At 38.1% G+C, this 26,281-nt stretch carries 24 protein-coding genes and 2 pseudogenes; 21 read left to right on the top strand and 5 right to left on the bottom strand.

The annotated features are described in order from the left end of the window. Window positions 1-203 precede the first annotated feature (203 nt). The 10 genes and pseudogenes from rlmD to ACTWQB_RS04535 all read left to right on the top strand — a co-directional run bounded on the left by rlmD (window position 204) and on the right by ACTWQB_RS04535 (window position 7,412). Entirely contained in the window at window positions 204-1,646 is a 1,443-nt protein-coding gene (gene rlmD, locus ACTWQB_RS04580) for a 23S rRNA (uracil(1939)-C(5))-methyltransferase RlmD (protein WP_443137999.1), read from the top strand. Between the two features lie 122 nt (window positions 1,647-1,768). Further along, window positions 1,769-2,749: a tRNA dihydrouridine synthase gene (locus tag ACTWQB_RS04575; RefSeq protein WP_443138031.1), complete on the top strand. Its 981-nt coding sequence runs from the start codon at window positions 1,769-1,771 to the stop codon at window positions 2,747-2,749. A 316-nt stretch (window positions 2,750-3,065) separates the two neighbouring features. After that, window positions 3,066-3,659, top strand: coding sequence for a YdeI/OmpD-associated family protein (locus tag ACTWQB_RS04570; protein ID WP_443137998.1), 594 nt, complete (start codon window positions 3,066-3,068; stop codon window positions 3,657-3,659). Between the two features lie 15 nt (window positions 3,660-3,674). Continuing rightward, entirely contained in the window at window positions 3,675-4,046 is a 372-nt protein-coding gene (locus ACTWQB_RS04565) for an iron chaperone (protein WP_443137997.1), read from the top strand. A 194-nt stretch (window positions 4,047-4,240) separates the two neighbouring features. Continuing rightward, window positions 4,241-4,348, top strand: a pseudogene (locus tag ACTWQB_RS04560) (DoxX family membrane protein); the annotation flags it as partial. Window positions 4,349-4,378: 30 nt separating this feature from the next. Continuing rightward, the gene (locus ACTWQB_RS04555; protein WP_443137996.1) at window positions 4,379-4,546 is read left to right on the top strand and encodes a hypothetical protein; all 168 of its coding nucleotides are present in this window, start codon (window positions 4,379-4,381) and stop codon (window positions 4,544-4,546) included. A 31-nt stretch (window positions 4,547-4,577) separates the two neighbouring features. Beyond that, a complete protein-coding gene (locus tag ACTWQB_RS04550) occupies window positions 4,578-5,186 on the top strand; it encodes an NADPH-dependent FMN reductase (RefSeq protein WP_443137995.1) in 609 nt (202 codons plus the stop codon). Window positions 5,187-5,295: 109 nt separating this feature from the next. Then, window positions 5,296-5,820, top strand: a complete 525-nt coding sequence (locus ACTWQB_RS04545) for an NUDIX hydrolase (protein WP_443137994.1) — start codon at window positions 5,296-5,298, stop codon at window positions 5,818-5,820. 113 nt (window positions 5,821-5,933) lie between these two features. Beyond that, entirely contained in the window at window positions 5,934-6,671 is a 738-nt protein-coding gene (locus tag ACTWQB_RS04540; RefSeq protein WP_443137993.1) for a DUF5694 domain-containing protein, read from the top strand. A gap of 54 nt (window positions 6,672-6,725) precedes the next feature. After that, window positions 6,726-7,412: a GOLPH3/VPS74 family protein gene (locus ACTWQB_RS04535; RefSeq protein WP_443137992.1), complete on the top strand. Its 687-nt coding sequence runs from the start codon at window positions 6,726-6,728 to the stop codon at window positions 7,410-7,412. Here ACTWQB_RS04535 and ACTWQB_RS04530 read toward each other — a convergent pair. Next, window positions 7,409-8,125: a polysaccharide deacetylase family protein gene (locus tag ACTWQB_RS04530; protein WP_443137991.1), complete on the bottom strand. Its 717-nt coding sequence runs from the start codon at window positions 8,123-8,125 to the stop codon at window positions 7,409-7,411. The two genes, ACTWQB_RS04535 and ACTWQB_RS04530, sit on opposite strands and share 4 nt — an antisense overlap. Before the next feature lie 122 nt (window positions 8,126-8,247). Here ACTWQB_RS04530 and ACTWQB_RS04525 point away from each other — a divergent pair, with 122 nt between their 5' ends. The 7 genes from ACTWQB_RS04525 to ACTWQB_RS04495 all read left to right on the top strand — a co-directional run bounded on the left by ACTWQB_RS04525 (window position 8,248) and on the right by ACTWQB_RS04495 (window position 13,950). Then, window positions 8,248-8,700 (top strand): 8-oxo-dGTP diphosphatase, encoded by a 453-nt coding sequence (locus ACTWQB_RS04525; protein WP_443137990.1) that lies wholly within the window; start codon window positions 8,248-8,250, stop codon window positions 8,698-8,700. Window positions 8,701-8,950: 250 nt separating this feature from the next. Further along, window positions 8,951-10,459: a sodium/proline symporter PutP gene (gene putP / locus ACTWQB_RS04520; RefSeq protein ID WP_443137989.1), complete on the top strand. Its 1,509-nt coding sequence runs from the start codon at window positions 8,951-8,953 to the stop codon at window positions 10,457-10,459. A gap of 237 nt (window positions 10,460-10,696) precedes the next feature. Further along, window positions 10,697-11,263 carry a cupin domain-containing protein gene (locus ACTWQB_RS04515; protein ID WP_443137988.1) on the top strand — a complete coding sequence of 189 codons (567 nt, stop codon included), beginning with the start codon at window positions 10,697-10,699 and terminating at the stop codon, window positions 11,261-11,263. 93 nt (window positions 11,264-11,356) lie between these two features. Next, window positions 11,357-11,773: a DUF1284 domain-containing protein gene (locus ACTWQB_RS04510; protein ID WP_443137987.1), complete on the top strand. Its 417-nt coding sequence runs from the start codon at window positions 11,357-11,359 to the stop codon at window positions 11,771-11,773. A gap of 372 nt (window positions 11,774-12,145) precedes the next feature. Next, the gene (locus tag ACTWQB_RS04505; protein WP_443137986.1) at window positions 12,146-12,349 is read left to right on the top strand and encodes a helix-turn-helix transcriptional regulator; all 204 of its coding nucleotides are present in this window, start codon (window positions 12,146-12,148) and stop codon (window positions 12,347-12,349) included. Between the two features lies 1 nt (window position 12,350). Continuing rightward, window positions 12,351-13,091, top strand: coding sequence for a hypothetical protein (locus ACTWQB_RS04500; protein WP_443137985.1), 741 nt, complete (start codon window positions 12,351-12,353; stop codon window positions 13,089-13,091). A 382-nt stretch (window positions 13,092-13,473) separates the two neighbouring features. Then, the gene (locus ACTWQB_RS04495) at window positions 13,474-13,950 is read left to right on the top strand and encodes a DUF4188 domain-containing protein (protein ID WP_443137984.1); all 477 of its coding nucleotides are present in this window, start codon (window positions 13,474-13,476) and stop codon (window positions 13,948-13,950) included. A 24-nt stretch (window positions 13,951-13,974) separates the two neighbouring features. Here ACTWQB_RS04495 and ACTWQB_RS04490 read toward each other — a convergent pair whose 3' ends face one another. Further along, the gene (locus ACTWQB_RS04490) at window positions 13,975-15,129 is read right to left on the bottom strand and encodes an MFS transporter (protein ID WP_443137983.1); all 1,155 of its coding nucleotides are present in this window, start codon (window positions 15,127-15,129) and stop codon (window positions 13,975-13,977) included. Window positions 15,130-15,284: 155 nt separating this feature from the next. Between ACTWQB_RS04490 and ACTWQB_RS04485 the strand changes: the two genes are divergently transcribed. Then, window positions 15,285-16,277 (top strand): MsnO8 family LLM class oxidoreductase, encoded by a 993-nt coding sequence (locus ACTWQB_RS04485; protein ID WP_443137982.1) that lies wholly within the window; start codon window positions 15,285-15,287, stop codon window positions 16,275-16,277. A gap of 130 nt (window positions 16,278-16,407) precedes the next feature. On the opposite strand, the pseudogene ACTWQB_RS04480 reads toward ACTWQB_RS04485, so the two are convergent. Continuing rightward, window positions 16,408-16,803 (bottom strand): annotated as a pseudogene (locus ACTWQB_RS04480) (hypothetical protein); the annotation flags it as partial. 301 nt (window positions 16,804-17,104) lie between these two features. Here ACTWQB_RS04480 and ACTWQB_RS04475 point away from each other — a divergent pair. Continuing rightward, window positions 17,105-18,886: a methyl-accepting chemotaxis protein gene (locus tag ACTWQB_RS04475; protein WP_443137981.1), complete on the top strand. Its 1,782-nt coding sequence runs from the start codon at window positions 17,105-17,107 to the stop codon at window positions 18,884-18,886. Between the two features lie 337 nt (window positions 18,887-19,223). On the opposite strand, the gene ACTWQB_RS04470 is transcribed toward ACTWQB_RS04475, so the two are convergent. Next, window positions 19,224-22,436, bottom strand: coding sequence for a DEAD/DEAH box helicase (locus ACTWQB_RS04470; protein ID WP_443137980.1), 3,213 nt, complete (start codon window positions 22,434-22,436; stop codon window positions 19,224-19,226). Between the two features lie 101 nt (window positions 22,437-22,537). Between ACTWQB_RS04470 and ACTWQB_RS04465 the strand changes: the two genes are divergently transcribed. Next, window positions 22,538-23,311: a Cof-type HAD-IIB family hydrolase gene (locus ACTWQB_RS04465; RefSeq protein ID WP_443137979.1), complete on the top strand. Its 774-nt coding sequence runs from the start codon at window positions 22,538-22,540 to the stop codon at window positions 23,309-23,311. A 103-nt stretch (window positions 23,312-23,414) separates the two neighbouring features. Then, window positions 23,415-24,944: a glycine betaine uptake BCCT transporter gene (locus ACTWQB_RS04460; RefSeq protein ID WP_443137978.1), complete on the top strand. Its 1,530-nt coding sequence runs from the start codon at window positions 23,415-23,417 to the stop codon at window positions 24,942-24,944. A gap of 239 nt (window positions 24,945-25,183) precedes the next feature. Here ACTWQB_RS04460 and guaC read toward each other — a convergent pair whose 3' ends face one another. Then, window positions 25,184-26,167 (bottom strand): GMP reductase, encoded by a 984-nt coding sequence (gene guaC / locus ACTWQB_RS04455; RefSeq protein ID WP_443137977.1) that lies wholly within the window; start codon window positions 26,165-26,167, stop codon window positions 25,184-25,186. Between the last annotated feature and the right edge of the window lie 114 nt (window positions 26,168-26,281).

Here is a 26,281-nt window from a genome sequence, read left to right as displayed (position 1 = left end):
AGACTTTTTTAATAAGCGAACGGTCGAATGCGGGTTTAAAGGGTGAATTTTTACAAGAGTTTTTTATGGTTGTACAGGAAAATTAATCATTCAGGGGGACCTACATTAAGGGTCTCTCTATTTTTGTTAACGTATATTTTACTCAATGCTTTGGGTAGCTTATAATAGAGTGTCAAACATAGAAGAAAAGTTGGTAGATCTAAATGTCAAAACGTCATAACAATCGGTCTAGAAAACGACCGCATAATAAACCCAATCAACAAGTTAAAAAACAAAGCAGACAGCCTGGTGCAAGTAACCAAAGCCGAGGAAAGAAAAGTACTACGGTTGAAGTCACTTGTCAGGGGCTTACGAATGAAGGGAAAGGCATTATTCACTGGGATGGGAAGCAGCTTGAGGTTGAACAACTACTTCCGGGTGAAAAGGCTGAAGTAGCGATTTATAAAAAAGGACGCTATTTCAATGCTGAAGTTAAGCGTCTGATTCATTCCTCAGAAGATCGGGCGAGACCACCTAAAAAGTTTGATGATGAATGCGGTGGTTGTCAGATTCAGCACATGACCTATGAAGCGCAAACTCGTTTCAAGCAAAAGGTCGTAGATGATCTGATGAAGCCTTACGGTAAGCCAGAACCGATTATAACGATGGACCATCCTTATGATTACCGAAACAAAAATGTCATGACGTTTGGTCTGAACAAAAAGCGTCAGATTATTAGTGGACGTTATGCTCCCAATTCGCATCGAATCATTCCAATGAAAGGCTCCATTATTCATGACCCGAAGGCAGATGAAATTATCCAGACCGTCACGGATTTAGCGAAGTCGTTTAAGCTACAACCTTATAACGAAGATATAGGGCAAGGCTTTTTACGACACGTTATGGTCAAAGTCGGTAAGAAGAGTGGGGAAATTATGGTTGTGATTGTCGTTGCTTCTCCAATATTCAAAGGAAAGAAGAACTTCGTGAAAGCTTTACGAAAAGAGCATCCTGACATCTCGACTATTTTACTGAACATTAACCAAAGAAGCGACAGCATGGTTTTAGGTGATCAAGAAAAAGTATTATTCGGAAAAGGGACGATTACTGACACGTTATGTGAATTAGATTTCGAAATCTCAGCTAAATCTTTTTATCAGATTAACCCTGTACAAACCGAAAAGCTTTATAACGAAGCTATTCAGATGGCAGGGCTTACTGGTAAAGAAAAAGTGGTGGATGCTTACTGCGGAATTGGAACTATTGGACTTGTCGCAAGTAAACAAGCAGGAAAAGTGATCGGAATTGAATTAAACAAAGGTGCGGTTCGAGATGCGATTCGAAACTCTAAGCGTAACAACATACAGAATGCACGGTTTTACCAAGCTGATGCTGGAGAGTACATGACGCAACTAGCAGCAAAAGGCGAGAAAGTAGATGTTGTCTTTTTAGATCCACCTCGAAGCGGAAGTGATGAAGCTTTTTTATCTAGTTTAGTAAAACTAAAACCGTCTCGAGTCGTGTACATCTCCTGTAATCCAGAGACACAAGTACGTGACTTAAAGTATTTAACGAAAAAAGGTTATGACGTAAAACGAATGCAGCCTGTAGATATGTTTCCACAGACGAGTCATATTGAGAATGTGGCGTTATTAGAACTAAAGTGAAAAGAATATTTTTCTAATTAAATTTCCTTGCACTTTTTGCTGATTGCTATTACATTATATAATGGCTAAAGATTATACAAATATAATTGATATAGATTTGTAAGGAAAGGGTTCGAAATATGATGAAGGAAAATTTTTGGCATGAGCTGCCGAAGCCGTTTTTTGTGCTAGCGCCTATGGAAGCTGTGACGGACGTGGTGTTTCGTCATGTAATCACTGAAGCGGCTAGACCAGACGTGTTTTTTACAGAGTTTACGAATACCGAAAGTTATTGTCATCCGGAAGGGCGCAATAGCTTGCGTGGTCGTTTGACATATACTCAAGACGAACAACCCATTGTCGCTCATATTTGGGGTGATAAACCTGAATATTTCCGTCAAATGAGTATCGGAATGGCTGAAATGGGCTATCGTGGGGTAGATATTAACATGGGCTGTCCTGCACCAAATGTAGCGACAAAAGGTAAGGGGTGCGGATTAATCCGTCGTCCAGACGTCGCAGCTGACATTGTCCAAGCAGCTAAAGCCGGTGGACTCCCTGTTAGTGTTAAAACCAGACTTGGTTATTCAAGAGTCGATGAATGGCACGATTGGTTAAGGCATTTATTAGAACAGGATATTGTGAATTTATCCATTCACCTTCGAACGAAGAAGGAAATGAGTAATGTGCCGGCTCACTGGGAGCTAATCCCTGAGATTAAAAAACTTCGTGACGAAGTAGCACCTCACACGTTACTAACCATCAACGGTGATATTCCAGATCGTCAGAAGGGACTTGAACTCGTTGAGAAGTATGGTGTAGATGGTGTTATGATCGGGCGTGGGATTTTCCATAATCCTTTTGCGTTTGAAAAAGAGAAGAAAGAGCACACAAGTGAGGAATTACTTGATCTACTTAGACTACAGCTCGATCTTCATGATAAATATTCTGAAGAACTTGAACCAAGAGTGTTTAAGCCACTTCGCCGTTTCTTTAAAATTTACGTTAAAGGCTTCCGAGGGGCGAGTGAGCTTAGAAACAAGTTGATGAGCACGGAATCGACAGATGAAGTTCGCGAACTGCTTGATGCTTATGAAAGCAATTATAAAGAACCTGTGCGCTAATATAATAGTTATGAAGAGCATGTCCTACGAGGGTTTGCTCTTTTTTTAGTATAAAGGTCGATAAAATCGTTTTAGGGGTCGATAAAAAGACGATTTTTACCGCGTCGACAAAATTCGTGGTCGATATTTCCCAAAATAGGGTCGATAAATTAGAAAGAGGGGTCGATATCTACGTTGGTGGTTTACCATCTTCAAAAAAATTAGGCGTTTGCACGCGCAAACGCCTCTTAATTATTTGTTATAATTAAGACTATTAAATCAGAATCAAATTAAAACAAACGTTTGTTTAATTTTTAAAAATGTGAGGTGTATCAAAATGTCAGAAACATATACAACACATAAGGTTGATGAATTTTTAACGAATGAGAAGAAGTGGAAAGATGAGTTTACGAAGTTAAGACAGATTGTTCTGGACTGTGACTTAACGGAAGACTTTAAATGGAATCATCCTTGTTATACATACGATGGGAACAATGTTGTGCTTATTCATGGCTTTAAGCATTATTGTGCGTTGTTGTTTCATAAAGGTGCCTTGTTAAAGGATCTAGATAACATGTTAATTCAACAAACGGAAAACACTCAATCAGCCCGTCAAATTCGTTTTACGGATGTTCAAGAAATTGTGGACAATGAAGACAAGATTAAACATTATATTCATCAGGCCATTGAAGTAGAGAAAGCTGGTTTAAAGGTAGATTTTAAAGATACAACACAATACACGGTACCTGAAGAGCTACAAATCAAATTCGATGAAATGCCAGAATTAAAAACAGCGTTTGAGTCATTAACTCCTGGGCGACAAAGAGCTTATCTATTGCATTTTTCTAAAGCCAAAAAATCTGATACCCGACAAGCTAGAGTTGAAAAATATATACAAAAAATACTTGATGGTAAGGGCATGAACGATTAATAGGAGGTAAGGGGAATGGAAACTCATAAAGATTTTTTAGAAACTATAAGTGATACTTCACACCGTGAAAGATTGAAGAAAGTTTTGGATTGGATTCAAGAGAGTTATCCAAAATTAGAGCCGGTTGTGAAGTGGAATCAACCGATGTTCCAGGATCATGGAACGTTTATTATTGCCTTTAGTGTCTCAAAAAAGCACATGGCAGTAGCTCCTGAAACGGTCACCATTGAACATTTAGAAGAAGACATAAAGCAGGCAGGATACGATTACACAAAGCATATGATCCCTATTCCTTGGAAAGATGAAGTGAATTATTCTCTACTACAGAAAATAATTGATTTTAATATTATAGATAAGGCAGACTACACGACGTTTTGGAGAAAATAAAGTTTGGATCCGAAAACTGAGTTCGAAATTTCGAACTCAGTTTTTTTATGGAGTTGTAGTTATTTACTTGACATAAGTTACTAACTAATATAAAGTTAGTTACATAAAGTAAGTTAAGGGGGAGATAACATGAACAAGCAAGAAATTGGCCAGCTCATTTTAAGGTTGGTTTTAGGGTTAAGTTTCAGGGAGGTATTTCCAATACAGTAGGTTATTTTGACAGCCTAGGCCTGGTTGGCGCATTAGCCTATCTTGTTGCAACTATTGAATTAGTAGGTGGAATTGCCTTAATCCTTGGTTTTGCGACGAGAACGATTAGTGGTGCGCTTGCAGTGATTATGCTTGGAGCCATTGTTATAGCAAAATTTCCACTTGGTTTCTTAGGCGATGGACAAATGGCAGGCTACGAATTAGAGCTATTGTTATTAGCTATGTCACTATACTTCGTTTTCGCTGACAAACCAACTTTATCGTTAGATCAAAAGCTATTTAATGCTTAGATAAAAATATCATTTTTGGAAGGTGCATAATATGAGTCTTTTAACTAAATTATTTAAAAACAATACTGAGGAGGAAAATAATATGGGTCAGGATTTAAATATTGGTATTATTTTAGGAAGTACTAGAGAAGGTCGTGTGAGCCCGCAAGTTGGTGAATGGGTAAAAGGTATCGCGGACCAACGTAACGATGCAAACTATGAAATTGTAGACATTAAGGATTATGAGTTGCCTTTACTTGGCGAAGGGGATGCACCAGGGATTGTTAAATGGAATGAAAAATTAGATAGTCTAGATGGTTTTATCTTCATTGTACAAGAATATAATCATAGTTTATCAGCTTCACTGAAAAACGCGTTAGACTTAGCGAGAGAACCTTGGAACAATAAGGCTGCTGGAATCGTGAGTTATGGTTCTACAGGTGGTGCCCGTGCAGCGGAGCATCTACGTGGAATCTTAGGTGAATTAATGGTGGCTGACGTGCGTGCTCATCCAACACTATCATTATTTACAGACTTTGTGGATGGAACCACATTTAAGCCTCAAGACCTTCATTTAGATAATGTAAATATGCTACTCGATCAGGTAAACAGCTGGAGCGGAGCATTAAAATCAGTTAGAAAAAGTGAAGTAACAGTTTAATAATTAAGATGAGAGCACTAAATCCACAGCGGTTTAGTGCTTTTTTTATATTGACAATTCAATGGTTTAAGCGTAAATTTGCTTTTATTATTATATTTGGGGGAATTCGATGGAGATCTGGGATGTGTATGACCTACAACGAAATAATACAGGTCGAAAGATGACTCGAGGTGACGCTTTTAAACAGGGAGACTTGCACCTAGTGGTTCATGTTTGCATGTTTAATGAGAAGGGTGAGATGCTTATTCAACAGCGACAGTCCAATCGAGAGCATTGGCCTAGCATGTGGGATTTAACTGTTGGGGGCAGTGCGGTAGCTGGTGAAAATCCTCAACAAGCGGCTGAACGTGAGGTGTTTGAGGAGTTAAGGTACCACATAGATTTAAGTCAAAAACGCCCTTCATTAACGATTAATTTTGATAACGGGTTTGATGACATATTTATTGTAAAAACTGATGTTGATCTATCAAGTCTTCCTATACCGACTGAAGAGGTTCAAACAGTTAAATGGGCATCAAAAGAAGAGATTTTATTAAAAATAGATGAAGGTTTGTTTCTTCCTTATTACCATTCTTTAATTCATTTGCTATTTGATATGAGAGATCAGATGGGAGCGCACCATGTAAACGCTTAGGGCACTAGTCCTTGAGCGTTTTTATTATGTAAATTATATAAATGTAAGGTTCTGCTAGTAATTTAATATGTTATCATTTTATTAACATTTTTTGTGAGAAGGGGAAAATTTTAATGACTCAACCTGATGTTTTAATCCTAGGCACAGGGCACTTCGGCAATCCAAACAATGATGTATTTAATACAGAATTTGATGATGTGTTGAGTGACCGGAGGCAGAACGAGATCTTAGATGTCGTTAGTGCCATTTCTAACTATCAACCGACTAAAATTGTTGTCGAAGCTCCAAAGGAATCTCAACACCTTTTAAATGAACAGTATCAACAATATATAAACGAAGAATTTGAGTTAAGACGTAATGAAATCTATCAACTAGGTTTCAGATTGGCACTAATGGTGGGTCACAAAAAGATTTACGCTGTCGATTGGAATGAAGATGTTGAAGGTGTACCTGACCCTCAACAATGGGCTGGAGAAAACGGCTCTCTATCATTTGAAGAGGTTATGAAAATTGGACAAATAATGGAGAGCAAGTCAGCTGAGCTCCTAGCCAATTCTACGATTAAAGATTATCTATTAGCTTTAAGCATGGAAATTAATGAGCATAACAAGAAGTTATACAAGCTATTAAAACATGTTGGAACGTTAGATGAACCGGTTGGCAAGCTGTGGGTAGAGAAGTATTGGGAGTATCGAAATAAACGAATCTATGAAAATATAAATGAATTAGTAGAATCAAAAGATGAACGTATATGTGTCATTTACGGGTTTGGTCATGCTTATATTTTAAATGAACTTTTTAGCAAAAATAACTATAAAGTCTCGGACATTGAGGACTACTTGAAACCTTAAGGACACCGAATACGTATAAAGCATATCACGTGTTTTTCTAAAGGAGACCTCAGCATGTTACGTTTAACGGATCAGTTATTATTAATTGCGCTAGATGATGAGACAGGTGAAATCAATTTCAATGCCTCCCAATCTATTTATTACGGCTTAGCAGGGGCGGCGCTGCTTGAATTAATGTTAGAGGATTGTTTAAATTTTGATGGTAAAAATATTGAATTGAAGGATGGCCGCCATTCTGAAGACCCAACTTTAGATGAACTAATTAGATATATGCACGAAAAGAGTAATGGGCGGCCAAGAAAATTAAAATATTGGGTACAAAAACTAGGCGGACATATTCAGTATCGTAAGAAACACCGCTTATTCATAGAGAGGCTAGTGGAACGGGGTTTTTTAACCAAAAGTGAAAAGAAAGTGTTCTTTTTCTTTACTAAAGATATCTATCCATCTCAGAACACTGGGAAAGAAAATGCCATACGTGAGCGTGTTCACAAAGTCGTCTTACAAGATGAAGAGGTGGATGAGAAAATGGCTGTGCTCATTGGACTCATTAAAGCATGTAGCCTTGAAAAGATGGTTTTTTCAAGTCATGAGCTTAAACAGGCCAAGAAACAAATTAATTTTATTATGAAAAACAACGCTCACAGTAAGGCTGTTAATGATACGATTCAAGAAATGCAAGTAGCCATCTTCGCGAGTATCGGGGCTGCCACGGCTGCCACTATTTCTACTAATAATTAAGGTTGTTTTTGTTCCAACAAATCACTTACTGTCACAAACTCGTACCCTTGATCCTTTAGTGAGCTGATGATTTTACTAACAGATTCAAGGGACGGAATTCTATGTTCATACATGACATGTAACAAGATGATAGAACCAGGTTCGATGTTTTCTGCGACATAATTGGCGATCCCCTCAGGGTCATCAGAGATGTCAGGCATGAAATCTGGTTCTAAATTCCACATGATTGCTGGCCGATCATGATTTGATAGATAAAGTGGAAGTGATACAAGTTTTCTGCCGTATGGTGGTCGAAAGGTAATTTCTCCTTCGTAACCTATCTCACGTATTAATTCATCTGTTTTTTCGATTTCTTCTTCTACAAATGAATATGATTTGAGAATCATTCTTCTATGAGTATAAGAATGGTTGCCGACCTCATGTCCTGCTTCCACAATTTTACGCGATGCCTCTTTGTTCTTTTCTATTTCTTCTCCTACTAAATAAAAAGTTCCTTTTACATCCTGTTCATCTAGTATGGATAAAATTTCATCAGCATTTGGGCCAGGGCCATCATCAAACGTCAGGGCTACAACTTTCTCTTCAGTTGGAGCGTGTGTCACAACGTCACCGAACAATGCAAACGATCGATGTTTTGACAATGCGTTAATGGAATAACCGACTAAAACAATAAGTGTTAAGATGATGATCACGATCTTCACAACTTTTCTCATGTTTAACTCCTTTATTGGCTAATTTTAGCTCTCTCTTTATTATTAGATTCCTTCTAGTCTTCTGTCAATTTAATAGATGTACTGTTAATATGATAGTATAAAATAAAAAGGGGTAATTGAGTATGGGTAAAAGTGAGCAAGTGATTCTGACCAATATGTGTATGGTATACGATGGAGACCATATTTTAGTTCAAGATCGAGTCGGTAAATCATGGCCAGGCATTACTTTTCCAGGTGGGCATATAGAGCGTGGAGAGTCTTTTGCAGATTCTGTTATTAGGGAAGTTTATGAGGAGACGGGATTAGCTGTAAGAAATCCAGAACTGTGTGGCGTGAAACAGTTTCAGACTAAAAATCAAGAACGTTACATCGTGTTCTTTTATAAAACGGATCAGTACGACGGTGACCTGGTCTCATCTGATGAAGGTGAGGTTTTCTGGATACATAAGAATGAACTGAAAAACTATCAACTTGCCAATGACTTTGAGGATATGTTTAAAGTGTTTGAGTCTAAAGACCTAAGTGAATTCTTCTATGAACAGACAGGGGAAACTTGGGAAGTAAAGCTTTTGTAGCAAATTCTGTAAGGGTTGGGAATAACTATTTTTTCGCATGTCCATAAGATTATTGAATACTTTATACTAGGACTAAAATTTGAATATTCCGAAAATTAGTGTAGAATTATTAGTTATACAAAATAGAAGGAGGAAGGTAAATGGAAGAGTATAGTCTATCATTTGGCACTTGGTTCTGGTTATTTGTGCCAATGTCAGCAGTGGTTATTCTATCATTTATTTCGTATTGGAAGGAGCGTGGCAATAAATAATGGATACGGCTATTTTAATGACGTTTATTATTTACATAGTTGGTATGTTAGTCCTTGGTCTAGTTGGTTACAAGCTAACGACGAACCTATCAGACTATTTTCTTGGTGGACGAAAGCTAGGCCCGGGTGTTGCTGCGCTTAGTGCTGGTGCTTCAGATATGAGTAGTTGGCTCATTCTTGGATTACCAGGTGCCATTTATATTTCTGGGCTGGCTGAGGCTTGGATTGCAGTCGGTTTAACGATTGGTGCCTACTTGAATTGGCAGTTTGTCGCGAAACGGTTACGCGTATACACAGAAGTATCAAACAATGCCATTACGATTCCGGATTTTTTTGAACAACGTTTTAGAGATCGATCTCGTTCATTACGTATCGCTTCTGCAGCAGTTATTTTATTATTCTTTACGTTTTATACCGCGTCTGGTTTAGTAGGTGGAGCGAAATTATTTAGCAGTAGTTTTGGCTTATCGACTACTAACGCACTAATTATCGGAAGTATTGTTATTATTGGTTACACATTCTTAGGTGGTTTTATTGCGGTAAGTTGGACTGATTTTATCCAGGGGTTATTAATGTTCTTAGCGTTAATTGTTTTACCATTCTTAGCCATTCAAAATGCAGGTGGTTGGAACGAAGCTGTTAATGTCGTCGGAAGCTTAACAGAAGGTGAAAATCTTCAGATGATCCAAGGAGTTTCAACGATTGGGATTATTTCGTCCCTTGCGTGGGGGCTTGGATATTTTGGTCAGCCTCATATCTTAGCTAGATTTATGGCAATCCGCTCAACGAAAGATGTACCAACCGCTAGATTTATCGGTATGTCGTGGATGGTTCTGTCATTATTCGGTGCTGTGTTTGTCGGGATAGCGGGTTATGCTTATATTGCGACGGCTGATGTATCTGCTGCCCTAGCTGAACGTGGTATTGAAATGTCTGGTGGAGTCTTAGCTGATGAAGAGACAGTATTTATTGCATTAACTCAATTATTAACACATCCAATTGTCGCAGGTATTTTATTGGCAGCAATCTTAGCTGCTATTATGAGTACCGTTGACTCTCAATTATTAGTATCATCTTCTGCTGTAGCAGAGGACTTCTACAAAGGTTTTATTAGAAGAAATGCTTCTAATACAGAGCTTGTATGGGTTGCGCGTATATCTGTTATCGTGATTGCCTTACTTGCGGTATGGATTGCATCGGCAAATGAAAAGCTAGTACTCGAATTAGTTGCCTATGCGTGGGCAGGATTTGGTGCCGCCTTTGGACCAATTATCTTGCTTTCATTATTCTGGAAGCGCATGACACGAGATGGAGCACTACTTGGTATCATCACAGGTGCCGTAACAGTCGTTGTTTGGGCGGAATTTGTGCCAAGTGACTTATACGAATTAGTTCCAGGATTTATCTTAGCTGGTGCGGTCGCAATCGTGGTTAGCTTGTTAGGAAAAGCGCCTTCTAAAGAAATTCAAGATGAATTCGATCAAGCTAAAGAAATCGCAAATTCATAATATTAAGTCGAGTAGCTCAATTGGGAAACCAGTTGAGCTACTTTTCTTATGTAACATATATAAGGGGTTGTCTGAGTAGATTGGTTGTATCAAGAGTTTTAGGAGATTGTATATGGACTTTATTTTATTTAAATGAACTGGGTTTTGGGCCCAATTTATTTAAAAATAATTTACACATTATTAGGCAATGGCATAGGATAGTGTGAATGAGTAAAAATGTGAAAGGGGAATACTCGTATGTATCATTATCCTAATGGGTTTAACCCATGGTACCAAGCGAGACCTAATAATAACTGGGGTTATAACAACTGGAATCAGAATCAATCAAATGCGCAAATGATGCCTAATCAACAGATGCCAAATCAAATGAACAAACAACATGTCATGAGTGGAAGAGAAGATTTTGGAGGAGAACCGTTTGTAGTTGATATAGAAAAAGCGACAACGAATAATCAGTTTTTCAGACGCGCACTATGGACTGGTGAGTACTTACAAGTAACACTCATGAGTATTGGCGTAGGTGAAGACATAGGTCTTGAAGTCCACCCTGAAACGGATCAATTTTTAAGAATTGAGGAGGGTCAAGGGTTAACATTAATGGGAGACAGCGAAGATCAACTCGATTTCCGTCAACCTGTCTTTGCGGATGACGCCATCATGATCCCGGCAGGAAAGTATCATAATTTAATTAACACAGGCAATAAACCGCTGAAGCTTTACTCCATCTATGCACCGCCAGAACATCCTTTTGGCACTGTACATGAAACAAAGCAGGATGCGATGGAAGCTGAAGAACATCACTAATTGTTTAGGGGCTTGAACATTCAAGTCCCTTTTAATATGTTAAAATAAATGTTAACTAAATAAAAAAACGAGTTAACAATTGGAGGCATTTTCATGTATGAGTTAAGAGGGCACCATCTTTTCTGCTTACTTGGTTATAGAGGCATGGGCTACTCTCAAGAGTTTGTGAAAAATATGACTCATGTTCATCAAAAACTTAGGAATAATCCCCAAACCTTAATTAAATTAGTAAAAGGGCCCGATCACCTTTGTGCAAAATACCCCAATGATGGTGAGCAGCACTGTCAGGATGAACACATCTATGATCGGGATGCTGTGATTTTAGAAAGATTAGGTTTAAAGATTGGACAAGTGATCAGTTGGGAAGAGGTAGAACAACAAATTACTGAGAATGTTGTCCCCTCGGATATCATGTCCATCTGTGAATCTTGCACCTGGCGTACATATGGTGTTTGTGAAGAAGGGGTGCAGGAGGTTTTAGACGGAAAAGGGTTAAGAAAGATTAATTGAATTTATAAAACTGCCGCGGTGATGTACGCGGCAGTTTTACGTATGTCTCTTATTTGCTTTCTGATTTTATAGGATGACGTGTATTTCTAATTAAGATGATCACAAACACGAATTTACTAGACAAAATTACTTATTACTAGACAATTTTGAAGTTTACTAGACAATATCGAGATTTTACTAGACAATTTTGAAAATTCACTAGACAATATCCGGATTTTACTAGATAATTTTGAAGTTTTACTAGAAAAAAATATGAAATACTAGAAAACTTACGAATTAATAAGACAAGAACTCCATATGTTAGATGTAGTTGACAAAATGTTAAGTATAGTTTACATTATGTATATTATAATTAACAAAAGAGGGAATGGAATGCTAGGAAACAGAGTGAGGGAACTGAGGGCAAGGCATGGCTTTTCGCAAACAGAGTTAGCCAACCAAGTAGGAGTGACTAGGCAGACAATCGGGTTTATTGAAAAAGGTGATTTCTCGCCATCGATTACCCTAGCATTAAGTCTTGCTCAGTCGCTTCAGACGTCAGTGGATGATTTGTTTTGGCTAGAAGAGGGGGAATAAGATGAGTCTTAAAGATTTAAGGGTCCAGTATCCGTTATGGAACGTCGCGTTATTTCTGATATTTATGATTTTTGCTTATGGAGTCGTTCATTGGGTTGATGCGCTTTGGTACGACTCTGAGATTGTGGTTCAATTTACAGAAGAGGGGTCGGTTTGGAATATCGGAGTTGTGTTTTCAACCATAGCGGGGTTAGGTTTGTTTACCTTATTTTTCTTACTTTATACGATAAAATGGAGAAAACATAACAAGGCCAATCCTAATCAAAAAATGCCTTTTTTAACGATTAAGCCAGGAGAGTTCATTGAGGATGATGAGCTACTTAATCGGGTAACTCAGAACGCAACAAGAAAGGTCTACACATTATATACCAACGCTTTACCAATAATTGTCATGACGATGTTCTTTCCATTAGACCGATATTTTTACATCCTAATGGTTTTCGCGTTACTCATCATTCATAACCTAATTTACTACTTAGACATGCGACAGTTTGTGCAAGGAACATATAACTTTTCAAAAAAGAAGCAACAACCAATTAATCTATCAAAACTATTAGGAATCGTAACGGTCAGCACATTAATCGTGGCCATGTCAGTGATTGTGATTCAGTTTATTCGCATTGATTTAGCTAGTGAACAAAATGGTGAAATCCTTGAAGAGTGTTTAGATAAGGGTGGTAAGGCTGTTATTGAAAAAGATGATGGATTTTTCAATGTAGCAAAGGTAAGTTGTGAAAAATAATAGATTTAGGTCAGAGGCCGTTTCCTTTTAATAGATTTTTAATAAATTAATCATATAAGTCTATTCTTGGAAAGGAAATGCCCTATGTGTGATTCATGCCGCAGAAAGAGCCATCATGATCATAATATATATCTAGATATGTTATTAGGCTATCATAAAGGTACATGCCCTTGCTCTAAACCCAAACATGTGAAAAAGGTCTGTTGTTTTGAGAAATATGATGACGTTCATCGCGGATGTGGCTGTCATAAATGCCACAAGAAAAAACCTAAAATAGTCTGTTGCTATTTCTATGATTATTAGGAGTAAGGGGGTCTTACTCCTTTTTTTCTGTTATAATCTCTCACTCACAATTATATATTAGAATAGAGGAGGGAGAATGATGGGAGAACGGATATATACTGGAAGATTTACAACTGACAATAATGAAGAAGTTGTCGTATTTACTATTGGAATGAGGATTAATAAATATCGGAAAGTACATAAATGGTGGCCTGTGTTTAGGGCGATGCCGAAGATGTTAAAAGAATTGTACGAGCATCAGGAGGAACTCGGCTTTTACTCACATGAGATGACGATGGGGACACGCACGATTAAGCTTGTTCAGTATTGGCGTTCCTTGGACGAGCTCTTAAATTATTCAAAAGGCGAACTTCATCTAGAAGCATGGAGAAATTTTAACCGAAAAATAGGCCACACGAAAGATGTTGGGATTTTTCACGAAACGTATGTGTTAAGCCCAGGACAATACGAAACGATTTATGGCAATATGCCAGCCTATGGTATGGGAAAAGCGCTTGGTCATCACAAAGTGGAACCGAAGAAGCGAACAGCTGCCAAACGATTAGAACGACATTAAATAACGAGCAGGGAGTCCTGCTCGTTAAGCTTTTTTACCGTATGGAAGAATATGATATAGCGTCATAAAGATGGTTCCGGCTACTGCGATGATTCCTAAGACGAAGTATAAAGTGCCACCGCCGTAAACATCAATCAGTGCTCCCCCAATTAACGATCCGATAATTCCTGAGATACCAAAGAACACCGCGTAGAACAACAAGTGTCCAGTTGATTGCGTAAGCTTCGGAATTAATCGCGTGACATAATCAAGGGATGCTAAATAAAGGATCCCGAATGTAAGACCGTGCGTGAACTGCAGGGCAAGTACTAACCAGTATGAATCCGCTGTTGCGAACAAGAACCAACGGAAACTATAGATTACACCTGCTAAAATAACAAAGATTAAAGTGTGATATTTTCTAAACCACCATCCGGCTGTCGCGAACACGATGGCTTCACTGATGACCCCAATGAACCATGCAGACCCAATGACGAAGTTCGTCCCGCCGAGCTGATTAATGTAAAGTCCGATAAAACTATCATTCGCACGGTGCGAAATGGTCAGGAACATCATAAAAAATAAGAAAATCACAAACGGTTTATTGGAAACAAGTCGTTTGAAGTCCTCAAAACTAACTGGTTCTTTTGAAACTTCAACATCTTTAACCCTAAACGTGACATATAAGGCAATAAACGCGAAAGCAAGGTATGGCCATATCATGTACTCTACGCCTGTATAGGTTAAGACTAGTCCAATAACAAGGGATGAGGTTGCAAAACCGACTGACCCCCATGTTCTAATGGTACCAAATGATACTCCTACTTCATCGGCTCTCCTTTGCGCTAAGCTATCACCTAATGCTCCCACTGGTGTGGCGAAGAAATAGAAGAAAAACCCAACAAACATAATCCATAAGAAGTGAGACATACTTAAGAATATTGAGCTAAAGATAATTAATCCAAATACACATATTAACAGGATTTTCTTAACAGTTTTATATTTATCACTTAAATATCCCCAAAAAGGTTGAGCCAATATGGAGGCGAGTGGGCCGACTGCTAGAACCCAGCCAATTTGTGAGCCTGTTAACCCTTTTCCTTCCAAATAAACAGGTAAATAACTGATAATAATCGTATTTGTTGCGTGAAACGCGAACAATAAGGTTTTCAGTGGTGTTAATGATTGTTGATCTGTCATAGGTAAACCTCTGTTTCTAATTTTTATTCAACGTAAATTACTATAACTTATTTCTTGTCAAAATTAAACAGATAAAACTCATGATTAGACTTCATCCCAATAATTGATTTACTATAAAAAAGTAATGAGTGAATTTAAAGTAAGGAGATATATAAATGAGGTTAAGCATATTAGATCAAGCACCAGTGACAAAAGGGAATACAGCAGAACAAGCTTTGAAGAATGCTGAGGAATTGGCTCAATTAGGTGAAGAGTTAGGCTATTACAGAATGTGGATGGCTGAACACCATGGCACCAATGCTCTAGCAAGTTCAGCTCCTGAGATTACAACTGCACATATAGCAGCCAAAACGGATCGAATTCGTCTTGGGACAGGTGGTGTGATGATGATGCATTATTCGCCGCTAAAGTTAGCAGAAGTATTTAAAACATTAAGTGCCTTTTCACCAGGACGAATTGATTTTGGTGTCGGCCGAGCACCGGGTGGAGATCATTTCAGTATGTATGCGATGTCTGAAGGCCGCCAGCCGATGCTCAATAATATGTACGAGAAATTTGAGACAGCTCTTCAATACATTAGTGATCAAGTACCTAGTGAAGAACTTTATAGCCGTACAATGGCGGCCCCAACAGGTATACAGTTACCTGAAGCGTGGTTGTTAGGTTCGAGTGGCAATAGCGCGATGAAGGCTGGTGAAATCGGTGTTGGTTACTCGTTTGCTCAGTTTTTTAATGGTGAATTATCAAAAGAGATTTTAGATACGTATCGAGTGAATTTTATCCCGACTGAGTTTATGGAGAATCCAGAAATCAACGTGTCGTACATGGTGACGGTTGCTGAGACGGAAGAAGAGGCTGAATTTGAAGCGGGTCCACAGGATATCTCAAGACTGAAACTCATGAAGGGTGAGATCTCACAAAACATCACCCCAGAAGAGGCTCAGGAATATCCATTAACCGAGATGGACCGCATACGCATTCAAGAAGCTCGTAAGCTGCATTTAGTCGGTTCAGCGAAAGACGTTGCCCAACAACTTCAAGAGGAAAAAGAGAAGTACGGATTTGATGAAGCGATGATTGTCAGCATCCCGCACTCACAAGAGAAGCGTTTAAATGTCTATCGATTATTAGCAGAAGAATTACTTTAAGAGAATCCCAGGTTAGAACTTCATTAGACATCAATACACAAAGGGACTTAGAATAAATTTAAGTCCCTTAACTTTATATCATTAATGGACCTTGGTTACTTTAGCTAAAAGCTTCTAAATAGTAAGGGTTTTAACTAAAATAGACCTTCACTCTATTTGAAAAAATGAAATAAAGAATCCAGCTTGCTTTTATAACTAAACTAAAAATTAGGAACACAAAAGACATTCTTAATAAGTAATTATCTTCAAATATGTAATAGTAATTAATCCTTTCTATAATGGTTAATATTTCATAACTAATAAATAGTATAGGTGCGTATCTAACCCTTTTCAAGAATAGGATGATTAATATAGTTATAAGGGTTAGATATGCATATTCATTTAACATTAAATAATAATACTCACTTTTATTAATATTCCAGTCTACAATAATTTTCTCAAAATCATATTGCCAGAAAATTGATATATTCCATAATGTTATCATACCGTTCATGAACATAAAAAACACTAACGTAAACAGCCATCCACCTAACTTATGATATTCTTACTCACGAAATAGCTTATATTTAAAATACCATATTGCACTTTTTAACCCTTTAATCCCTTTCACTTCCAATATTATCCTCTCCATATACACTTTTACAATGATAAGTTATCAACGTCATTTTAGTACTGTTAAATTTTATATACCTGTTAATAATATCGGATTAAAACAATCCTTATTTAAGTACTAATAAATCTACTATTTTCACTTAATGATTATAATTTCTATCCGATAAATAAATATATAAAGATATAAAGATATTTATTGAGGGGGAGGGGTTATATTGAAATTTTTTCAATCTATTAAAACAAAATTAATTGTAATGATGCTGTTGTTATTGATTATTCCTCTAGTCATTGTCGGTGTAATTAATTACAGTCAGACGTCAGTTTTAGAGAAGTCGATTATACCAAAACACGTGTTAGAACAAACGGATCGTGAGTTCAAACAAACATTTGATGAGTATGAAATAATCTTGAGAGACATAGCCCAAGCAGAAGAAATGCAGTACGAAAACCAAGCAGGTGTAGAGACAGATCAGACCTACGATCATTTACCGGGTGCGAATGAACCGGAATTGGTTGAGTTTTATGAAGAGTTTTTGTCTCAAAAAGTTTCTAATCATCAGTACATATTAAATTCTTATTTAGCTACACCGGATGGAGCGATTTATTTTTCGTCAGTTCCATCAAGTGAGTCGGACTTATCAGAGTTTGATGCAACTACACGTGGGTGGTTTACAGGCGCGAATGAAGAACCAGGGGAAGTTTATTGGACAGAGCCTTACCTTGATGCTGTAACAGGAGGGTCCGTGATCACACTTGCGACGACTGTATCTGACTCGCAGGGTGACGTTATTGGTGTTTATGGAATCGATTTTGAAATGAGTGCGTTGGCTACAGAGTTACGAAATCAGACTTTAACAACAACTATAATCATCTCAGCTATTGCAATTGTCATTGGAACTTTAGCGGTGATTTTCTTTGTACGCTATATTACAAAAAGACTGCGCGCTGTACGTGATGGGTTATCGAGTGTCGCGAACGGTGATTTAACTCAACCTGTTGATGTGAACAGTAAGGATGAGCTTGGTGAACTTGCTGAGAGTTATAATCAAATGGTTGAAAATATGAGGAACTTGATTTCTAATGTGATTGAAACATCTGAACAAGTTGCGGCATCATCAGAGGAATTAAGTGCTAACGCTGATGAAACGACGACAGCTTCAGAACAAATTTCAAGTTCGATTCAAGAAGTTTCAAGCGGGAACGAAAAACAAGTTGAAAATGTTAATCGTTCAAGGAATTTTGTATCCGAGATTTCAGAGAACATTAATGAAATCTCTAAACGTACGGAACGTGTTACTCAATCTTCTGTTGAAACGTCAGACAAAGCTGCAGAAGGTGAGCAGGTTGTGAATCAAGCTGTAAGCCAAATGGAAAACATTAGCTCTAATGTTTCAAACATAGGTGGTGTGATTAAGGAGCTTGATCAACGTTCGAATGAGATTGAGGATATTATTAAAATGATTAACGATATCTCAGAACAAACGAACTTATTAGCACTAAACGCAGCGATTGAAGCGGCGCGTGCTGGTGAGCATGGTAAAGGGTTTGCGGTTGTCGCAGATGAAGTCAGAAAGCTAGCTGAACAATCGACGAATTCAACGGTTGAGATTTCGAAAATTATTTATGAAATCCGTAATCAAACTAAAGAAGCGGTTGAGTCTGTTGAACAAGGCGTCATTTCAGTGGATGAAGGTCGCACTTTAGTTAACCAAGCAGGACAGTCGTTTAATGAAATTTCAGCAGCCGTTATGCAAGTATCATCTCGTATGAAAGAAGTGAATGAGTCGATCAGCCATATTGAAGAACGAAATGGTTCACTCGTTCAAACGATGGAAGAGCTTAATAATTATACTGAAAACACATCAGGCTTAGCACAAGAAGTTGCGAGTGCTGCTGAGGAGCAGACAGCTTCTGTCGAAGAGGTCACATCCGCAAGCTCCGTCTTAGCGGACATGGCCGTTGAATTACAAGAAACCGCATCTAAATTTAAGATTTAACAATATTATAGACAAAGTGTTGTTGAATTGAAATGAGCGAAGGTGGCGACTCCAGCGGGAACAGCACGAGCTGAAAATCCCCTAAAACGAACGTGAGAGAGTTTTAGGAAGTTGAAGCCGTGCCCGCGGAAAGCGTCCACCGAAAGCGCTTTGCAATATTTAGACATAACTAAAAAAGCTATTGCGACTCGTTCGCAATAGCTTTTCTTATATAAAAGGTTCGATAAATTTCATTTTGGGGTCGATAAATTAGCGTTTTTTACCTCGTCGACAAATTTCGTGGTTGATATTTTCGAAAAAGGGGTCGATAAATCCCAAAAAGGGGTCGATATCTTCGCTAGATACTCAACAATTCCCTAATTTCATCTTCGTTCAAGCTACTAAACATCGTTTCGCCTGGTTGGATGACATTTTCGATCAACTCACGTTTACGTTGTTGTAAGGAGTAGATCTTCTCCTCAATCGTTCCTTTCGTAATTAGACGATGCACCTGGACGACATTCTTCTGTCCGATTCGATGGGCGCGTCCAGCGGCTTGTTCCTCAACTGCTGGGTTCCACCATAGGTCGTATAAAATGACGGTATCCGCACCAGTTAAGTTCAGCCCTGTACCACCAGCTTTTAATGAGATAAGGAAAATTTCTTTTTCACCTTCGTTAAAGCGATTGACCAACTCAACTCGGTCTTTAGAAGGTGTTTGACCATCTAAATAAAAGACATCAATTCCTTGTTCCTCAAATTCGTTTCTCAGTAATTTCAGCATGCTTGCAAACTGGGAGAAAATCAATATACGGTGACCATTTTCTCTAGCACTCTCGACCATGTCTAACAGTTGATTCATTTTACCAGACTCGCCTTCATAACCCTCAATGAACAATGATGGGTGACAGCATAACTGACGCAGTCTAGTGAGTCCAGCTAAGATCTTCATGCGGTTCTTTTGTAAGCCTTCAGATATTGCATCTGCCGTTTCGTTTTTAATTTTATCCAAATAACCAAGATAGAGCTCTTTTTGAAGTTTTGTTAGCTCCGAATACTGAACTGACTCAATTTTATCCGGCAACTCTTTTAACACATCTTGCTTTACGCGGCGCAAAATAAACGGTCGACTCATTTTGGAAATGCGCTCTTGCGATAAATTCTTAAAGTCTTTCTTATTAGGGAAAAACTTGGGAAGAATCACGTCAAAAATAGACCAAAGCTCATCAAGCGAATTTTCGATTGGTGTGCCACTTAACGCAAAGCGCTCTCTAGCTCGAATCGACCTAACGGCTTTCGCTTGTTTCGTTAAATGGTTTTTAATGGCCTGAGCTTCATCCAAAATCAATGTAGAAAACTGTAACTCTTCGTAAGCTTCACTGTCTTGGCGAATGAGTGGGTATGATGTAATTGCAACATCTACCCCTTCTAAATCTTCTAAAAGTAGCTTTCGCTCAGCTGCTGTCCCGCTTATAATTTTAACGTTCATGGTCGGAGCAAACTTATCAAACTCAGCTTGCCAGTTATATACGAGTGATGCAGGTGAGACGACCAAAGCAGGATTAGCCTCTGGGTTCTTTTCGCGTTGAGATAGCAAAAAGGCGATACTTTGTAACGTTTTTCCTAGCCCCATGTCGTCTGCTAAAATCCCGCCAAAACCATATCGGCTCAATGACGACAACCATTGAAAGCCTGTTTTCTGATAGTCACGAAGGTCAGCATTTAAACCATCTGGTAAAGGAGTCGTCGCTTCACTAGGTGTTTTTATATCATCAATCAATTGTTGGAAAGCTTCATTGTACTTCTTCTTCATGCCTTGAGAGACTGCATCTTCTAGCTGTAACCCACGATATGAAGGAAGCTGCACCGAACCACTTTCGACATCTCTAGGTTTTAAATCAAGATCTTGAAGTAAATGCGTCATTTGTGTCAACGATTCATCCTGTAGTGGCACAAAAGAACCATTAGGAAGGCGGTAATAGCGCTTTTTTTCAATGACTGATTGCAATAAATGGCTAATCTCTTCTTGGTCAATGTCACCAATATCAAAATTAACTTCTAAATAATTTTGATCGGAATCGTAATCCACATTAATCGTAGGGAATTCCACTTCTTCAAATAAAAGATTTTTCACAGCCTGCGTTAGGTAAACATCAACCTCATCTTCAATCTCAGGCAATTGTTCATATAAAAAGCTGAACACATCTAATTCAGTATCTAAATAAAGCTCGTCACCATTGTACTTAAATCCGGCAAATTCAATCACGCGCATGACTCGTTGTTCTTGAGCATGGTCACGTACTAGTATTTTGTCCTTAGGTTTCTGTTCACTTTCTGGTTTCATAGGGTCGATGGCAATATTGTTATAGTGATACGTCACTTGTGCGGTCAAACGTAACCCATCCCAATCTAAATGCATGGTTGTCCTAAGGGTTGGTTTAACAATAGAATTTGAAACTTTTTCAGACAGTTCAACTTTCCCAACCTGTTCTAAATTAGGTAGTACTTTTGAAATGAATGTGTCTATTTGTTGTGGTTTTATACGAACTCGATCCAGTCCTTGGATATGTCGATAAGAACGGTCTACCACTTCTTTTTGTTGTTCAGTTAGTTTATATAGAGAGTTATCTAACTGAATCAAATCATAGTTCTTGATATGGTTTGAATAGGATAGATGACTCAGATTGAGCTCATACCCTTCAGCAGTATGGTTTAATTGAAAGTTAAATGGCTCAAGGTTTTTATAGTATTCAAAATCATAGAAACTCCTCATGTCATCTTTAAACTGTGCCCCTGCATCCGCTAGTAAAGGTAGAAGCTGATCCGCGAAGGCAGGAGGAATGGCCATGGCTTTAGGTGACGATGGTTGATTAAATCTTGTATCATAAAATTCATCATTTCGGTAAATATCTATTAATAGATTAATGATTTTAGCGTCACTGCCAATGAATTTATGTTGGTCCGGTAAATAAGAAAACTTGGGCGTAAACATGTGTTCTTCTTGTTTGAAGACACTTTCGATAAACCGTTTTAAGTTTTTTACCACGTATTTACGACCAACCCCGACTTTCATCTCGACCGAGAATTGATACCCTAACCAGAGCTTTTGATTTAACATTAATGTATACTCCGTTTCAAGAATATCGAGATGCTGTGACTGATGCTCAGATGTTAAAGAATCAGCAAAAGCATCAATTAAGATACTGGAATGGTCCAGATGTTGTGAGTAATCATTATTTCCTATTAAAGTTTGGTATAGGTGTTGTTTTTGAGTTAATTTTTTCATTTCTTGTTGAGGGCTAATTTTATCTGTAATTTTCAGAAGGACGGCCACAGCATGCTTGCATTCCTCATACGTATCATAAGCAGGGCATGAACAAGTAAAAGCGACTCCCTCTTTATAAATTTTTATATCTACTAAATAGGTCTTTGAACCAAATACCGTGGCTTCCCAGGTATTATCTTCGGGATTAAACTCAAGATTTCTTACGGCACCTTGATTATAGTAACGTTTACCCCGATTATATATTTGATTAGAAAACATATTGGCAACTTCTAATTTCGTTAACATCTCTCACTCACCCTAACTTTTTGCACTATTACCATCTTAACATTTTTCGTTACATTTTATACGGTTAAATGGTATCATTCTATAGAGAAAGGAAGGATTAGATGGATCAGCATATTGTGTTTTTTGATATAGATGGAACCTTATTAGATCAACATAAAAAGTTACCGGCTAGTGCAAAAGAGGCGATCAAACAATTACAAGCAAATGGACACGAAGCAGCCATCGCAACTGGACGAGCTCCATTTATGTTTAAAAACTTGCGTGAAGAGTTAGGGATTGATACGTATGTTAGCTATAACGGTCAATACGTCGTTTTAAATGGAGAGGTCATTTATAAAAATCCTTTAGATCAAAAAGCGCTTGAATCATTGACTAAAAAGGCACTTGAGAACGAACACCCTGTTGTTTTTATGGATGCAGAAGATATGAAGGCGAACGTGCCAGAGCATGACTTTATCACAGAAAGCATTTCAACATTAAAAATTGACCAGTACCCAAGTCATGACCCTGATTATATTAGTCGCGAATTATATCAGTCGCTATTGTTCTGTGTTAAAGGGGAAGAGCGGCCTTATATTGATGAGTTTAAAGAATTTGATTTTATTAGGTGGCATCGAGTGTCGGTTGATATCTTGCCTGCTGGTGGTTCAAAAGCTGAAGGGATAGAAAAAGTCATTGAACACCTTGGCACTCCAACTGAACGACAAGTTGCGTTTGGTGATGCTTTGAACGACTTAGAGATGCTTAAGCAAATCGAACACAGTTTTGCGATGGGAAACGGCATGGATCAAGTGAAACATACAGCTAAATATATAACGACGAGAGTCGATGAAGATGGAATTTATAATGGTTTGAAACAATTAAATTTAATCTAAAAAAAGCATTGTGTTTGAAGCAATGCTTTTCTTTTTAATTTTGGAATAAATAGAAGAGTCCTATAGATAATAAAAACATAGTCATCATGAAAGGGGCTTTTTTATGTTAAGTAAATTAACACCTGTGTTTAAGTTCTCAGCAGGGGTTTTGCTTATATTAGTGATTGTCGGTATGGTCTGGCCGGATTGGTTAGAGGAAACCACAACAAATGTTCAGGGTTTTATTGCAGATGCGTTCGGTTGGTATTATTTAATTGTTGTGACGTTTTTCGTGCTTGTTTGTTTAGTATTTTTAATTACACCATTAGGGAAAATTCGCTTAGGTAAGCCAGGGGAAAAGCCTGAATTCTCAAGACCAACTTGGATAGCCATGTTGTTTAGTGCCGGAATGGGGATTGGGCTTGTTTTCTGGGGAGCAGCTGAGCCAATTAGTCACTATGCGGTCAGTTCACCAACTTTAGAGACCGGGACAGACCAAGCGATCAAAGATGCGATGAGGTTCACATTCTTCCATTGGGGCATTCATGCTTGGGCTATTTATGGCATTGTTGCTCTAGTGCTCGCTTATTTTAACTTTAGGCACGATAAAATGGGTTTAATTAGTGCTACGCTTCATCCTCTTTTTGGAAAAAGTATGGAAGGTAATTTCGGCAGACTAATAGATGTACTTGCTGTAATCGCAACGGTTATTGGGGTTGCGACAACTTTAGGGTTTGGTGCCGTTCAGATTAATGGTGGTTTATCGTTCTTATTTGATATGCCGACAAATTTCTGGATGCAACTGATTATTATATCAATTGTAACGGTACTATTTATGATTTCAGCTTGGACTGGTTTGGGTAAAGGGATCAAAATTCTAAGTAATGTGAACATGATTTTGGCGGTATTATTATTCTTGTTAATGTTTATTGTAGGACCGACGTTATTTATTTTAAACATATTTACAAACTCAATCGGTACTTATGTACAAAACTTACCTGCTATGAGTTTCAGAATTGCTCCGCTTGATGAAGAATTACGTGAGTGGATTAATGGGTGGACCGTATTCTATTGGGCTTGGTGGATTGCGTGGTCTCCATTTGTGGGAATATTCATTGCCCGTGTATCAAAAGGTCGTACTATTCGAGAGTTTGTATTTACGGTGTTAATTTTACCTTCTTTAATAGGGTTCCTTTGGTTCTCGACATTCGGAGGAACGGCGATTTCATTAGAGCATAATGGAGTTGATGTGATCTCTGAGCTAGCAACAGAAGAAGCCTTATTCGGAGTTTTTTCTAACTTCCCGTTAGGCTTAGTGGCATCGATTGTAGCGATGACATTAATCGGAACGTTTTTTATTACATCAGCCGATTCTGGAACGTTCGTATTAGGAATGATGACAACAGGTGGCTCTCATCAACCTGGACAACGAGTGAAAATCGTTTGGGGTGCACTGCTGTCCGCAACAGCGCTTGCGTTATTATATACAGGCGGTTTACAAGCGCTCGAAAATACGATGATCGTCGCCGCTCTGCCATTTTCGGTCATCATGCTACTCATGACCATTAGCTTTATCAAAGCGATATTTAGAGAAGGTAAAGAGTTAGGGATCGGTGAGATTGAGGCAAATAAAAAATTGAAAAAAGATGATTGAGACAAAATCCTGCGGTTGTTGCCGCAGGATTTTAAAGTATCTTTTTAAATTTCAGCTAAGTCAAAATGCTTCGCTTTCCGCAGGCACGGCTTCAACTTCCCCAAACTCATTTCCCATTCGTATGGTGTGATTTTCAGCTCGTGCTGTTCCTGCTGGAGTCTTCGCATTTTGACTATGCGAACCACTATTAAATTCGTTTTTTACAAACTATTACCTTCTATATAAGGCTTGGTTTTATATTAGTAAACCTTATCTCCGTTAAAGATTGAATTCTTAACTATGACGTAATCGACATGGCGGATAGCGTTTAGTTGTGTGCCACCAGCGTAAGAAATGGCTGATTGTAAATCTTGTTCCATTTCCGTTAACGTATCCTGCAAGTGTCCACGGTGTTTAACCCATTCTTTTTTACCTTCAACGTTTTTCTTCTCACCTTTTTGAAATTCTGAAGCTGACCCGAAATATTCTTTATAAAGCTTACCGTCAATTTCAACCGTTTCTCCAGGTGATTCCTCGTGGCCTGCAAATAATGACCCAATCATAACCATTGATGCTCCGAAACGAATGGATTTTGCGATATCACCATGCGTACGAATGCCGCCGTCTGCAATGATTGGTTTAGAGGCAGCTTTTGCACATAGTCGGATTGCAGCTAACTGCCAGCCACCTGTACCAAAACCTGTTTTTAGTTTGGTGATACAAACTTTCCCTGGACCAATCCCAACTTTTGTTGCGTCAGCCCCAGCATTCTCTAGTTCACGAACAGCTTCTGGTGTTCCAACATTACCAGCAATCACGAAGCTTCCTGGTAACTGTTGTTTAATATGTTTGATCATATTAATAACAGAATCAGAATGGCCATGAGCGATATCAATCGTAATGAAGTCAGGTGTTAAACCTTTTTCTTTTAACTGGTTAACGAATTCGAATTCTTCTGGTTTTACGCCAACACTAATTGAGGCAATTAACATACGTTCTTGCATGTCTTGGATAAATTGTATGCGCTTCTCTGGTTCGAAGCGGTGCATAATATAGAAATAGCCATTTTCAGCTAAGTAAGTTGCGATGTTCTCATCAATAATCGTCTGCATATTTGCTGGTACAACCGGTAATTTAAAATGATGTCCGCCAAACTCCACTGATGCATCACATTGCGAACGACTTTCAACAATGCATTTTGCGGGAATTAGTTGTACATCTTCATAATCGAAAACATTTTCCATGGATATCTCTCCTAAAAACGAATATTTAAAGCAAAATTAAATAAATTGTTCGTACATTGATAATTTACAAGAAAAATTTCCGTTTGTCAAAAATAAATTCGTTAAAATTATTTG

Origin of the sequence: Piscibacillus sp. B03, assembly GCF_052246295.1 — a bacterium.
In the GTDB taxonomy this organism is placed as follows: Bacteria; Bacillota; Bacilli; order Bacillales; family Alkalibacillaceae; genus Piscibacillus.
This window is presented reverse-complemented; position numbering and strand designations above follow the sequence as displayed.